Annotated in this window: 15 protein-coding genes; 4 read left to right on the forward strand and 11 right to left on the reverse strand. The window is 68.5% G+C overall.

Translation table 11 applies throughout. The features are described from left to right. Positions 1–26: 26 nt before the first annotated feature. From EV644_RS47260 to EV644_RS27660, 8 genes are all read right to left on the reverse strand, one after another. Positions 27–161 carry a hypothetical protein gene (locus tag EV644_RS47260; protein ID WP_255511354.1) on the reverse strand — a complete coding sequence of 45 codons (135 nt, stop codon included), beginning with the start codon at positions 159–161 and terminating at the stop codon, positions 27–29. Between the two features lie 19 nt (positions 162–180). Next, positions 181–1,203, reverse strand: a complete 1,023-nt coding sequence (locus EV644_RS27630) for a 2-hydroxyacid dehydrogenase (RefSeq protein ID WP_132191877.1) — start codon at positions 1,201–1,203, stop codon at positions 181–183. After that, complete coding sequence (locus EV644_RS27635; RefSeq protein ID WP_132191878.1) at positions 1,200–2,672, reverse strand: FGGY-family carbohydrate kinase; 1,473 nt, start codon at positions 2,670–2,672, stop codon at positions 1,200–1,202. Before EV644_RS27635 ends, EV644_RS27630 begins: the two co-directional genes overlap by 4 nt. A 23-nt stretch (positions 2,673–2,695) precedes the next feature. After that, complete coding sequence (locus EV644_RS27640) at positions 2,696–3,535, reverse strand: DeoR/GlpR family DNA-binding transcription regulator (protein ID WP_132191879.1); 840 nt, start codon at positions 3,533–3,535, stop codon at positions 2,696–2,698. Beyond that, positions 3,532–4,149: a histidine phosphatase family protein gene (locus EV644_RS27645; protein ID WP_132191880.1), complete on the reverse strand. Its 618-nt coding sequence runs from the start codon at positions 4,147–4,149 to the stop codon at positions 3,532–3,534. The genes EV644_RS27640 and EV644_RS27645 overlap by 4 nt, the downstream gene beginning before the upstream one ends. Then, positions 4,146–5,567 carry an FGGY-family carbohydrate kinase gene (locus EV644_RS27650; protein WP_241998897.1) on the reverse strand — a complete coding sequence of 474 codons (1,422 nt, stop codon included), beginning with the start codon at positions 5,565–5,567 and terminating at the stop codon, positions 4,146–4,148. Before EV644_RS27650 ends, EV644_RS27645 begins: the two co-directional genes overlap by 4 nt. 181 nt (positions 5,568–5,748) lie before the next feature. Further along, complete coding sequence (locus tag EV644_RS27655) at positions 5,749–5,982, reverse strand: hypothetical protein (protein ID WP_132191881.1); 234 nt, start codon at positions 5,980–5,982, stop codon at positions 5,749–5,751. Between the two features lie 175 nt (positions 5,983–6,157). Further along, entirely contained in the window at positions 6,158–6,778 is a 621-nt protein-coding gene (locus EV644_RS27660; RefSeq protein WP_132191882.1) for an excalibur calcium-binding domain-containing protein, read from the reverse strand. A gap of 127 nt (positions 6,779–6,905) precedes the next feature. Between EV644_RS27660 and EV644_RS27665 the strand changes: the two genes are divergently transcribed. The 4 genes from EV644_RS27665 to EV644_RS27680 all read left to right on the forward strand — a co-directional run bounded on the left by EV644_RS27665 (position 6,906) and on the right by EV644_RS27680 (position 9,347). Continuing rightward, the gene (locus EV644_RS27665) at positions 6,906–7,610 is read left to right on the forward strand and encodes a phosphatase PAP2 family protein (protein WP_158292940.1); all 705 of its coding nucleotides are present in this window, start codon (positions 6,906–6,908) and stop codon (positions 7,608–7,610) included. Further along, positions 7,547–8,248 (forward strand): phosphatase PAP2 family protein, encoded by a 702-nt coding sequence (locus EV644_RS27670; RefSeq protein WP_132191884.1) that lies wholly within the window; start codon positions 7,547–7,549, stop codon positions 8,246–8,248. Before EV644_RS27665 ends, EV644_RS27670 begins: the two co-directional genes overlap by 64 nt. A gap of 64 nt (positions 8,249–8,312) precedes the next feature. After that, complete coding sequence (locus tag EV644_RS27675) at positions 8,313–8,990, forward strand: hypothetical protein (RefSeq protein WP_132191885.1); 678 nt, start codon at positions 8,313–8,315, stop codon at positions 8,988–8,990. Positions 8,991–9,026: 36 nt separating this feature from the next. Continuing rightward, complete coding sequence (locus EV644_RS27680; RefSeq protein ID WP_132191886.1) at positions 9,027–9,347, forward strand: NIPSNAP family protein; 321 nt, start codon at positions 9,027–9,029, stop codon at positions 9,345–9,347. A gap of 502 nt (positions 9,348–9,849) precedes the next feature. Here the strand turns inward: EV644_RS27680 and EV644_RS27690 are convergent. The 3 genes from EV644_RS27690 to EV644_RS27700 are packed head-to-tail and all read right to left on the reverse strand — an operon-like array spanning position 9,850 to position 12,941. Next, complete coding sequence (locus EV644_RS27690) at positions 9,850–10,395, reverse strand: GNAT family N-acetyltransferase (protein WP_132191887.1); 546 nt, start codon at positions 10,393–10,395, stop codon at positions 9,850–9,852. Positions 10,396–10,449: 54 nt separating this feature from the next. Then, a complete protein-coding gene (locus EV644_RS27695) occupies positions 10,450–11,313 on the reverse strand; it encodes a discoidin domain-containing protein (RefSeq protein ID WP_132191888.1) in 864 nt (287 codons plus the stop codon). Continuing rightward, the gene (locus tag EV644_RS27700; RefSeq protein ID WP_132191889.1) at positions 11,310–12,941 is read right to left on the reverse strand and encodes an alkaline phosphatase D family protein; all 1,632 of its coding nucleotides are present in this window, start codon (positions 12,939–12,941) and stop codon (positions 11,310–11,312) included. Before EV644_RS27700 ends, EV644_RS27695 begins: the two co-directional genes overlap by 4 nt. Positions 12,942–12,943: the final 2 nt, after the last annotated feature.

Here is a 12,943-nt window from a genome sequence, read left to right on the forward strand (position 1 = left end):
GCATAGCTGATGACTTTCAATCACCGTCAGCGTCCTTCGGCCGTACCCCGGTGATCGCCCGCAACACCCCGGCCCCGTTCGACGCCGATCACCATCGACAGGACGAACGCGATCAGCAGCAGGAGGAGCTCTGTCCAGGTGCTGAAGGTCGCCAGTTTCATGCCTGTGGGTTCCCGGTGGTCAGGAAACCAGTCCGATCGGATCACGACCCGCCAGGTACGCCGCGACCGCCTCGGCTGCGATCGAACCGGCCCGCTGCGCGGTCTGCCGGGTCGCACCGGCCAGGTGCGGAGTCATCACGACGTTCGGCGCGGTCAGCAGCCGTGAACCAGCCGGCACCGGCTCGGTCGGGAACACGTCGAACGCCGCCGCCCCCAACTGCCCCGACTCCAGCGCGTCAACGGTCGCCTCGTAGTCGAGCAGGCCGCCGCGCGCAGTGTTCACCAGTACTCCGCCCCCCGGCATCAGCGCGAGCTGCTTCGCCCCGATCATGCCGCGGGTCTGTTCGGTCAGCCGCGCATGCAGGCTCACCACGTCGGACCGCCTGAGCAACTCGTCCAGCTCGACCACCTCGGTCCCGTCCGGCGATGAGGACGCGTCGATCGCCGGGTCCACCACGAGCACCGTGGCACCGAAGGCAAGCATCACTCGGGCCACCCGGCGGCCGATCGCGCCGTACCCGACCAGGCCGACGGTCGCGCCGTCCAGTTCGGAGCCACATTCGTCGTACGCGTAGAGGTCGCTGCGCCACTGCTCCTGTTCCAGCGTGCGCTGCAACTGCGGAAGCTTGCGCAGGGCACCCAGCATCAGGGCGACCGCGTGCTCGGCGGCCGCGACGGCGTTGCGGCCCGGTGTCGACGAGACGATGACGCCGCGCTTGGTTGCCGCAGGCACGTTCACGTTGACCGGACCACCTCGGCAACAGACCAGGAATCGCAGGTCCGGCGCTGCCTCGAGCACTCTCTCGGTGAACGGCCCCATCTGGGTGACCGCAACCTCCACTCCGGGCAACGCCGCGATCAACTGGTCCTCGGCGTCACTCGCCTCATCCACCTCGGCGACCCGCCCGTACGGCGTCAGCGGCCACGGCAAGGTCACCTCCCGGAAGTCGAAGGTGACGCCTTCCAGCTTCGACAGGGAGGCGGCGAGCAGATCGTTGCGGACGAAGTGGTCGCCGGCGAGCAGGGTACTGACGGTTCTCATCGAGCTCCAGAGGTTTGCGCAAGGGCGGTTGGCGCTGGGTCGGCCCAGCGGGGACGCGCGGCTTCGACGCGGCGCAAGTAGTGGGCGTATCCCTCGTCATAGAAGGCGGCACGGGCCGGAGCGGGGTCGACCTGACGGCTGACGGCGACCCACTCGGGTCCCGCGCTGGACGGGTCGGCCGCGAGCCGGGCTCCGATCACTGCACCCCGCGCTGCGACCTGGGACGCGTCGGTCGTGTGCAGCGGACTGTGCAGCACATCGGCGAGGATCTGGGTCCACTCACGACTCTTCGCACCGCCGCCGCACACCGTCACCCGGCCGGTCCAGCCGGCCGCGTCCAGACAGTGCCGCGCGGCATAAGCGACACCTTCGCAGGTCGCGCGGACCACATCGGCCTGGGTGGTCGACAACGAGATCCCGTCGATCGTGCCGCGCGCGCCGGTCTCGACGAACGGCGCCCGCTCACCGGCCTCCGACAGATAGGGCAGCACGGTGACGCCATGCGCACCCGCCGGACTCTCGGCGAGCAGAGCCGGGAGCGCGTCGGTCCCCAGCCCCACCAAGGACAGCACCCGATCGAGAGCAGCCGTGCCGACCATCGCCGGCATCGCGCGCAACCACACACCAGGCGTCCACGTGCCGAGGAACAACCCCGCGGGCTCGTCGTCCACCGGCAGCTCTCGCGTGACCACCTGGCAGGCGAGCGTAGTACCGACAGTCAGCAGGGCGTCGCCGACTTCGCTGACTCCGGCGCCCATCGCGGCGGCCGGCAAATCGTAGGGGCCAGCCGAGACGCGCGTCCCGAGAGCCAGCCCGGTGGCCGAGTCACGCAGCTCGCCGACGGGACCACCCGGCTCGACCGGAGCCAGCAGGTGTTGCCAGTCGGACAGACCACAGGCACTCAAGGCGTCAGCGTCGTACTCGCTCGTGCGCGGATCGAGGAAGGGCGCCGACCCGTCCGAGACATCCGTCGCCCTGACTCCGGTGAGGCGCTGCATCACGACGTCCTTGCAGTACGCCGCTGTGCCGGCGCGCGCGAGAACCTCAGGCTCCTCAGCCAGTACTGCGGCCAGCAGCGGGCCGGACGCGCCGGGGAACATCCGGTTACCCGATCGCCGGAAGACCTGCTCGGCAACACCTTCGGAGGTCCACCGCTCGAGGATCGCGCCGCTGCGCGCATCGAGCCAGGAGATCGCCGGGCGGACCGGGCTGCCGTCGGAGTCGAGCAGCCAGAGCCCGTCGCCCTGCGCGGTGATCGCGAGCACGCCCGGCTCGGTGCCGACGTCCGCCGCCAGCTCGGCCACCACCTCGTTGACCGAGGCAACGATCTCGTCGGTGTCGTGCTCGAACCGGCCGGGTCCCGGCCGGACCAGCCGGGTCGGGCGGGAGGTCTCGGCCAGTTGGCGGCCCGCCTCGTCGAAGGCCACGGCCTTGGTGACGGTGGTGCCGACGTCCACTCCCACGTCCACGCGGTACTCCCCTCCTAGAACAGCTAGAGCGGTGCGACCTCCACGGTCGCGCCGTTGTCACGCAAGGCCTGAACCAGGTCGGCCGGGGTCTTCTCGTCCACCACCACGACGTCGAAATCGGTCAGCGGCGCGAGCCGGTGCAGCGCGGTCCGCTGCAGCTTGCCGTGGTCGACGAGCAGCACCTTCGTCCGTGCGGACCGCAGCATGGCCCGCTTGACCAGCACGATCTCCTCCTCCTGGTGGAACGCGTGCGTCGGCGAGACCGCCGAGACGCTGCAGAAGAGGAAGTCGGTGTGCAGCGCCTCGACCGCTTCCGCACAAGGCATGCCGCCGAACGAGTCGTGGGTGGCGGAGTAGATGCCGCCGAGCGCGACCAGGGTGATGTCGCGCAACCCGGTCAGCTTGCTGATCGCCGGCAGGAAGTTGGTTGCCACGGTCAACGGAGTGATGTCCTCGAACAGGTCGACCAGGGCGAGCGCGCTGGTCGAGTCGTCGAGCATCACGGACATGCCGGGCTCGATCATCGCCCGGGCGTGCCGGGCCAGCGCCGACTTCTCCGCCTGCGCGGTGTTCAGCCGGTACGCGACGTTGCTCTCGAACACGCTGGTCGGCTGGGCGGTCACGCCGCCGCGGTACTTCCGGACCACACCTTGCCGCTCGAGCTCGTCCAGGTCGCGGTGGACCGTCATCACACTGACCCCGAACGCCTCGACCAGGTCGTTCGCGGAGACCGAACCGTGCTCGACGACGTACGCGGCGATCTCGGCCTGGCGGCGGGCCGGCCGGCTGAGCTCGGCCGTGTCGGGGCGACCAGGATCAGCGGGTTCCGGCCGGGTGTCGCCGTCGACGGTGTCTGAACTCATACCAGGGTCTCCATTCGGACAGCTGGGGTGTTGTAGGCCTCGAGACCCACTGTGCCGTCCTCCCAGCGCAAACGCACCAACGCCGCGGGACCGAGGGCCGGTAGAAGTCTGCGGTACTCCTTCAGCTCCAGTCCCAGTACCCGGCAGACCAGCAGCCGGATCAACGTGTTGTGCGCGACCACGAGCACCTTCTTGCCTTGGTGCTCGCGTCCGATCTGGTGGAACGCGTCCTGCACCCGATCCGCCGCCTCCGCCGGATCCTCACCGCCCGGGAAGTGCCAGCCGACCGGATCCAGCTCGAACGCCTTGGCCACGGCGGGCGGCAGTTCGCTCAGCATGCGCCCTTCGGCCGACCCGAAGTCGACCTCGCGCAGGCGATCGTCCAACGTCGGTTTGAGCTCGAGCGCGTCCGCTATCGGCTGGACGGTCTGCCGCGCGCGCAGCATCGGCGACGACCAGAGCGCGTCCGGCGCGAACTCCGCCGCCCACTCCTTCAGTTGCTCCGCCTGCCGGTGACCGACCTCGTCGATCGGCAGATCCGTGGAACCGGTGTACCTGTTGCCGTGATGCCACTCGGTCCGCCCGTGCCGCGCCAGTACGACGGTCGTCCTCATCCCCGGTACCCCCGTCGATCCAGCTCGGCCACGAACTCGCCGTACAAGGTGGTCAGCCGTTCCTGCGGTCGTGGTTCGAGTACCCGGTCGATCCGGACCATCCGCTCGGCGGTCCGCGTCACCGACGTACCGGCCGACGCCGCGAGCACCGCCATCCCGTATGCCGGGTCGGGCGAGGCGGGCAGCTCCACGGGTACGCCGAGGACGTCGGCGCGGAGCTGGTTCCAGTAGCCGCTGCGGACGGCGCCACCGGTGAGCGAGACGGATCGGACCGGCTCCGCGCCGAGGCTTTCCAGATGCTCGAACGCGAGCTTCTCGATGAACGCGACGCCTTGCAGTACTGCGGCGTACGAGTGCAGGTCATCGGGCAGGTCGCCGAGCTGGAAGCGCTCGGCCTTCGGGGCGACGAAGGGGAATCGCTCGCCTCTGCCGGTGATCGGGTAGATCGCGGCGTTGATCGGGCCGAGCTCGCGGGCCTGCCGGTCGAAGGCGTCCAGGTCGGCGCCGGGGAGCATCGCCGTGAGTGCGCCGGCCCCGGTGTTGGACGCGCCCCCAGGGAGCCAGCCGCCATCCGGGTGGCGGTGGCTGTAGACGGCGCCGGTCGGGTCTTCGAGGAGCACCTTGCTGACGCCTTTGAGGACGAGGGTGGTGCCGAGGACGGAGTTCCACGCGCCCGGGGCGAGGGCGCCGGCCGCGATCTGGGCCGCGCAGCCGTCGGTCATGCCCGCGTAGATGGGAGTGCCTTCGGGGACCCCGCTGACCTGGGCTTTTGCCTTGGAAACCTGGCCGAGCTCAGTACCTGGGAGAACTACCTGGGGGAAGAGGCCGGGCTCGAGGTTGAGGGCGTCGAAGGCTTCGCGGGGCCAGCGGTCGCCGATCAGGTCGTAGCCGGTCTTGAGCGCGTGGCTGGTGTCGGTGGCGACGGGATGACCCACCAGGTGGGCGGCGACCACGTCGGCGCTGTGGGCGACCCGCCGGGGGCTGCCAAGGTGGGTGCTGGTCCGCTCGGCGTCCTGCTGTTCGAGGAGCCAGATGATCTTGGGGAGGGCCCAGGTCGGCTGCATAGCTCCGGCCCAGCGAGCGGGATCCGCCGCCACGATGCGCTCGAGGTACCCGGCCGCGCGCGCGTCGTCGTACATGAGCGCGGCGGTGGTGGGATTGCCGTCGGTGTCGGTGAGCAGGATGGTGCCGGAGGTGGAGCAGATGGTGATGCCCCGGACGTCCGGCGTACTGACCTCGGCAAGGATGGCGTCGACGGTGTCGAACCACTCGCGCGGGTCCTGCTCGTGCCGGCTGCCGTCGCGGCGACTGGTGAGTGGGCGGGCGGCGCGGGCGAGTACTGTCCCGGTCGCGTCGACGAGGACGGACCGGACGCTCTGCGTTCCCAGGTCCACGCCGATCCAGGCCGGTTCGCGCACTGACCGCTCTCCCCTCACGCGGATGTTAGCTACATTGATAACATAACATCAGATCGCGATAAGAAACGCGTGTCTCGTCCGCTGAAACAGTCTCCTCCGGTGGAACAGCTACAGGCCCGGCCATCGAGGCCGGGCCCGTTTCACGCTGTGTAGCAGGCTGTTCAGGTTCTGAGCTGCTCCGTCAGCTGTGCATCAGGAGGAGCGAAGGATGGGCGGTGGCCAGCTCGAGGCGGCCCGCGTCGATGGCGCCGTACGCCCCGATCGGACCACTGGCCTTGCGGCCATGACGGTTGATCCAGAATCCCCAGCCCGCGGGTGCGTCGGGCCACTCGGGGTCAGGTTCCCACCCGAGCGGCGGACGCCAGGCGGCGGTCGGCGGCTCAGGCCAGCTGGGCGGTGGATTGAATCGATGCACGGGCGGCCCTTCCGGATCCCCCAGGACCCGATGATCAGTACCTGTCTGACAGCTCAACGACCGGCAACCTCGAACGTCACGCCTAAATCCTGGTAAAGAATATGGACCCCTTCGGCGCGTTGACCAGCTCACCAGGCAGTAAGCAGCTAATTACACGGAGGCAATTTCTGCCGGTCTACTCGCACGCGACTCCGTCGTTATCGCGATCCAGATGCGAGGCGTAGCCCGGATCCCCCCTATATAAAGGCGTCACACCGGCTGCCCGCGCTGCCGAACAGTTCGCGTAGTACACCGCGGGCGCCGCTGTCGTCTTTCGCGGCTGGACACTCTTGGTCGGCTGCACCAGCGGGACAGGCCTCGTGGGCTGAGTCGTTGCCGTAGGCGCTTTCACCGTCACCGTCCGTGCAGGAAGTGGCGGCTGAGTAACCGTTGCCGTCGGCCCGGGCACGGTCTCACGAACCGTCACAGTCGCCGTCGCCGTGGCGGTCGCGGTGACGGTCGGCCCTGGAACAGGCCGACCCGCCTGCGCCGCCTGTCCGGTGTTGCCGCCGCCGATCGTTCCCACCACGAACAGGAGAATGAGACCGCCACCAATACCCGCCGCTGCCAGGCGACCTCGGCCGACCGAGCCGTACAGACCGCGGGGGCCGATGCTGCGTCCGCCGCGTTCGTTCAGCCAGAAGCGCCAGCCAGGTGGCGCCGGTGGCCAGGTCGGGTCTGGGCGCCAGCCGGGTGGTGGCTGCCAGTCGGATGATGGTGGCGCGGGCCAGTTTGGTGGCGAATTGAAGTGATGCATGTGAATCCCCCTCGGGGACTACATCGCGGATGATGACTCTGTGTTACATCAGACTCCAAACCTTTGCGGCCGGGTTTCGGGGCGCGCGTCCGGTTGCTGGGTGAATGGGTACAGGTTGGTTATGGCGATGCGGCGGGTAGGTGCGACTGCGGTCGTCCGGGTGCGGAGTTGGCGGTTGCTCCGGGGTGTCCTGGCGATGATGGTGTTCGCGCTGCCTGTCGTGCTGCTGGGGTTTGCGGTGCGGCAGCAGTTCGATCCGTTGATCAGGGCCGATGATGCGGCCATCCGGGCTGCCACCGGGTTCAGCGTTCGTCATGGATTGGTGCCGGCCCTGACCGTGATCCAGCTCGTCAGCCAGCCGATCTTCGTGTACCTCGTCGCGACCGTGATCGTGGTCTGGGCCTGGAGGTCGAAGAACCTCAGGGGGCGCGCGCTGTGGGCTTTCGTCACGATGATGGTCGGCTGGGGAATCGGTGGCGCCTCCAAGCTCATCGCCCAGCGCGCCCGGCCGGTCGTCGACGACGAGTCGGTGCCGCATGCAGCGGGTTATTCCTTCCCCTCCGGCCACGCCCTGAACATCACCTTGGCGGCCGGTGTCATGGTCTTCCTGCTCTGGCCGCTGCTCTCCGCCACCCAGCGCCGCATCGCCATCGCACTCGCGATCGTGGTGCCTGTGATCGTCGGTCTGGACCGGCTTTTCATCGGTGCGCACTTCCCGTCCGACATTCTCGCCGGGCACGTACTCGGTCTGGGCATTATGTTCGCTTCATGGATCGGATTCATCGGCAAGACGGCAGCGACCTCCTCACCAGGGCCGTCGCACCCGGCATAGCGCTCGGTGGCCTCATCATCGGCATCGGGCTCACACTGAAAGGACCACTCGACGGGTTCCACGCCGAAGAGGCGATCAACAAGGATCTTGCCGCGGACCGGACCGGCACCTGGAACACGATCACGGCGGTGTGGTCGCAGATCGGCAACACCGCGGCCGTGATCGGAGTCTGCATCGTCGTCTCGTCCTTGCTCCTGTGGCGGACCCGGGACCTGCGCCTGGCGCTCGTTCCACCGATCGCGATCGCCATGCAGGGTTTGATCTTCCTCATTGCCGCCAGGGTCGTGGACCGCGATCGCCCGCCGGTCGAGAAGCTCGACGCGTCACCACCCACAGCGAGTTTCCCCAGTGGGCACGTGGGTGCGTCGACCGGCCTCTACCTCGCGTTCACACTGCTCGCGCTGGGCATCGAACGCGCGTGGCTGCGGTGGACGACAGTGATCCTCTGCCTCGCGATGCCGCTGCTCGTGGCGTTCGCGCGGCTGTACCGCGGGATGCATCACCTCACGGACATCGGCGCGGCCGTGATCAACGGCGCCATCTGCGCCCTGCTCGCGTACGGCTGGTACCGCCATTGCACCCGCCGGCGACGAGGAGTCCGCGCTGCCAGCGCGAGGTCGGCCGGCCACACCGGGTGACCCCCTTGACATAGCCCCGGCGCGGGCGGACCTTGAACTATTCGATCGGCGTCGTGGGGGGACCATGGATACTGATCAAAGCATGGTGGCGGGCGCCTCCTGGGCGCCTCGCGACGTGCTGTCGGGGGCGTACGACGGATCACGCGGCGACGGGGTTTCCCTTGTCCGCTTGGAGTTGTCGGGGATCGCCGGTGATGCCGCACGGCTGCGCGAACTGGTGGTCGCGGTACAACTGCTGCGGTGCAAGGGTTGCATGGTGGAGTACGAGCTCGACCTGTTCGGCGGCTCGCCGAGATTCGCGACCGTACGGGAGAACGTCGCACTGCTGCGCGCGATCGTGGTCGACGGGACCACCGCGGCGAGGTTCACCGTGAACCCCTTGGTGGGTGATTGCTCGCCCTGGGTGGCGTCGTACCGCGAACAGGTGGCGCCCGCAGTACAGCCGTGGTTGAGCAGGTTGTCGGCGCCGCTGGCCGAGGCATGGCTGGAGGTGATGATGGGCGAACGGATGTTGCTCGGCATGACCGGCGTGGCCGCTCATCGGATCGCCCTGCAGAGATTGACGTTGCGGAGCAACACCGAGCTGCTGAACCTGGTGTCCGACAGTGCCCGCGAGTTCGAGCTGTCCGGCGACACCCGCTTGCTCGACGACGAGTTGGTGAGCCCGCGGGTCGGTGCGCTGATCGAGTCATTGCTTGCCCTGCGCAACAGATTCCAGCCGGACCGGCTGCTGACCGGTTGACCTGTCGTTGCCACCCGGGGATGACAAGGTGGTGAGGTGATTACTTGCGTGGTGGACTACGTCATCGATCCGGCGAAGCTCGAAGCGTTCGAGCGGTTCGGTCGGCGATGGATGGACCTGGTGGAGCGGCACGGCGGGACGCATCACGGCTATTTCCTGCCGTCGGAGGGGGCGAGTGATCGTGCGTTGGCGTTGTTCAGTTTCGAGAGCCTGGCCGCCTACGAGCAGTACCGGCAGGGGTTCGGGGTTGACCCCGAGTTCATCGCGGCCGACCGGATCCGCGAGGAGAGCGGGTGCGTGCTGCGGTACGACCGCACCTTCATGCGACCGCTGCTGCCGAGTGACCTGCCTAACTAGTGCGAGGCGCTAGGCGGCGTACGACGTGGTCCCGCTGACGCGGGCGGGGTGCACGCCGACGGCGACAGACTGGTCGAGGGTGGCGAGCTTGGCGCAAGCGGCGGTGAGGGCTTCCGCCTGCCTGCGGCAGGCGGCCGGCGGTCTGACGAGAAGTCCACTTCGGGCTGCTGCGCCGGCCCGGCTGTACCGAACGACAGGAAGAGGTCGCTCGCGACGCCAACCTCAACACCTACCGCGGCGTTTCAGGTGCACAGAGAACGCAGTATCTCCTGTCGTTCCGTATATCGGTCACCCTTCCTCAGCACTGCCAGACACCCGTCAGAGTTCTCCGACTATCGGTCGGTAGTTCGTGGGCTCCGCGTGTCTTGCCGACGCGGTGACGCCTGCGGCAGTTCGCAGTTCCAGCTGGCGTAGCTCTGCGCGACGAACTGTTGTACTCCGGTGGCCTCGACGGCAGCCAGCAGGTGGTCCGTGTCCTCGGTGCGTAGCCGGTTGGTGGTGGCTAGCGGGCGAGCCATTCCGGGGCTAGGAGGGACCAGACCTGGGAATCGTGGCGGACGCCCTGATGGAGGTATTCGGCGCGGAGGGTGCCGTCCAGTTGCATGCCGAGGCGGCGGGCGACGTTGCTGCTGGCGGTGTTGTCGGGGCGGGTGATCCACTCGATGCGGTAAAGGCCCCGGACGCGAACCGCCCAGTCGATCAGATGGGTGGCGGCCTTGGTGATCAGGCCGCGCCCCTGGCCGGCAGGCTCCAGCCAGCAGCCGATCTCGCAGTTGCCCGCGGCGGCGTCGAACGAGACGAACATGGTGCCACCGACCAGCGTGCCGTCCAGCCAGATGCCGTACAGGCGGCCGGCGTCGCGGGCGGCGAGGTCCGCGTAGCGTTGCAGGGTGGCGCGAGCCGAGTCCAGGTCCGTACTCCGGTTCGCCCACGGGATCCACGGGTCCACCACCTCACGGGCCCGGTCCATGTGGGCGAGGAACTCCTCGGCCTGCCACGGCTCCAGCAAGCGCAACTCGGCAGCTTCATCCAGCTCGATCGCAAACACGCTGGAACTGTAGCCGTGCCACCCCGCACGCCGCGCGCGATTATTCGTCCGGTCTCACCCCGCGTAGACCTCCAGCTCGACGATCCGTGAGTAGGTCGGGCCTTCGTTGGAAGCCAGGGCGAGGAGCCGTACTGCGGTGGCGGTGACTGGGGTGAAGGTGGAACTGTTCAGCGGGGCTGTGTTGCCGCGGACCGAGGCGACCGTCTGCCAGGCGCCGTTGACCTGGGCAAGTACGTCCCAGTCCTTCAGGCCGTACCCTGCGGCGGGGTACTGCTTCGAGTTCAGTGTGTACAGCTCGACCCGGCCGACGGTCTCCGGCTTGTCGAAGGTGACCTGCAGCCAGTCGGGGAAGTTGCCCTTGGTGGCGTCGTTCCAGCCTGTGGTTTTCGCCCAGTGCTCCGAGTCCCGGTCGCCATCCACCGCGCCACAGGCCGGGTAGACCGGCAGGTGCTCGCTGGACGCGGTCACCGGCACGAAGCGCGCGAGGTTGCCGCTGTTGTCGGCCGGTGGCTCCCCGACGCGCACCGGCAGGCTGAGCTTCTGGTCGCCGGCCTTGACCTCGATGGTGTAAGTACCAGCCGCTGTACCTCGGGGCGCGCCGACGTCGATCGGCACCTTCAGCGTGTAACCAGGCGGCAGGTAGCTCGAGACCAGCTTGCGAGACAGGGTCAGCGGAGCACCTGCCTCGAGGAACGCATCCGCGTACACGGCGGTCTTGCCGGTGTTGCCGAAGCGGAGCTCGAAGCCCTGCTTGGCACACGGCACCGGTACGGCGGAGACCTCCGCCACGTCGGCCGCGAGTGTCAGGCCGCCTTGAGTGGGGCGGTCGGCGACAGCCGGTCCGGTGATGCCTGCGGCAACCACTCCGGTCAGGACCGCGCCAAGCAGCACCAACGACTTCCAGCCACGGATTCTCATCGGACCGCCCTTTCATCCTCGACAGTGCCGCCTGCGACGGAGTTCAGACCCGGGTTGCCCGCCTCGACCACGAACGAGTGGATCGTGGAGATCGGCGCGCCCGGCTTGTCGATGTACGGCACCGCGCGGAAGTCGACCCGGAGCTCACGCTCGTCGAACCGGAGGACGGAGTAGCCGCGCTTCTCGTTGACCAGCTTCAGGTGCGGGTTGCCGTCCAGGAACTTCTGGCCGTTCGCCGACACGTCGACGCCGTTGCCGCCGCTGCTGAACGAGGTCGGCACGAGCTCCACGCCGTACGTCTGCGAGGACGGGTCGGCGAAGTCGCGCTTCATCTCCATCGCGTAGCCGGCGTGCACGTCACCGGTCAGCACCACCGGGTTGCGGTGGCGGTTCGCGGCGATGCCGTCGAGCATCACCTTCTGCTCGGCGTCGTAGCCGTCCCACGCGTCCATGTTGTAGAGGTCGGCCGCGGTCGGGTCGAGGTCCATCCGGCTCATGATCACCTGGTTGGCGAGCACGTTCCAGGTGGCCCGCGAGCGGTTCAGGCCGTTCAGGTACCACTGCGTCTGCTGCTGCCCGGCCAGTACGCGCGCCGGGTCGCGCCGGGCCTCCGAGTCTGCCTTCCAGCCGTCGCCGGCCGCCTGGTCGGACCTGTACTGACGGGTGTCGAGCACACTCAACTCGGCCAGTCGCCCGAAGCCGAATCGCCGGTAGAGCTGGTAGTTCGGCCCTTGCGGTGCAGGACTCCGCAGGGGCAGGTGCTCCCAGTACGCGCGGTACGCGTTGGCTCGGCGTACCAGGAAGTCTTCGACGGGAGCGTTGCTCTTGGAGACCGTGCCCGCGTAGTTGTCCTGGACCTCGTGATCGTCCCAGGTGGTGATCCAGGGCGCGTTGAGGTGAGCCGCCTGGAGGTCCGGGTCGGACTTGTAGAGCGCGTACTGCAGCCGGTACCGGTCGAGCGTGTCCGCCTCGGTGCGGAACTGGCTGGGCACCGGGTCGGCCACGTTGCGCAGTCCACCGGCGGCAGCGATGCCGTACTCGTAGATGTAGTCACCGAGGAAGACCACCGCGTCCACGTCCTCGGAGGCCAGGTGCCGCTGGGCGGTGTAGTACCCGTCGGGCCATGACTGGCAGGAGCTCACGCCGAGCGTCAGTTGACCACCGCGAGCACCGGGCGCGGGCGCAGTACGGGTGCGGGCCGTCTGGCTGAGGTAGCCGTCGCAGCGGAAGCGGTACCAGTAGTGGCGACCGGGCTGCAGCCCCCTCACGTCGACATGCACGCTGTGCGCGTACTCCGGCCGAGCGGTGGCCCGGCCTGAGCGGATCACTTGGTGGAAGCGCTCGTCGGTCGCCACCTGCCAGTCGACGCGGACCTCCTTGTAGGGAGCACCGCCGAGCGGCTCGAACGGCTTGGGCGCCAGGCGGGTCCAGATCACCACACCGTCGGGCAGGGGATCACCCGAGGCGACCCCGAGCGTGAACGGGTTGCCGGTGAGACCACCGGTCCCGCCGGTACCGAGCGCGCTGCCCGGCAGGTTGGTTCCGAACGCCACCGCGGTCGCGGCGCCGGTGAGGGTGAGGAATCGGCGCCGGGCCATCCTCGCTGCGGGTATGAGATCTTCGGTCACTT

It is taken from the genome of Kribbella orskensis (assembly GCF_004342085.1).
GTDB lineage: Bacteria > Actinomycetota > Actinomycetes > Propionibacteriales > Kribbellaceae > Kribbella > Kribbella orskensis.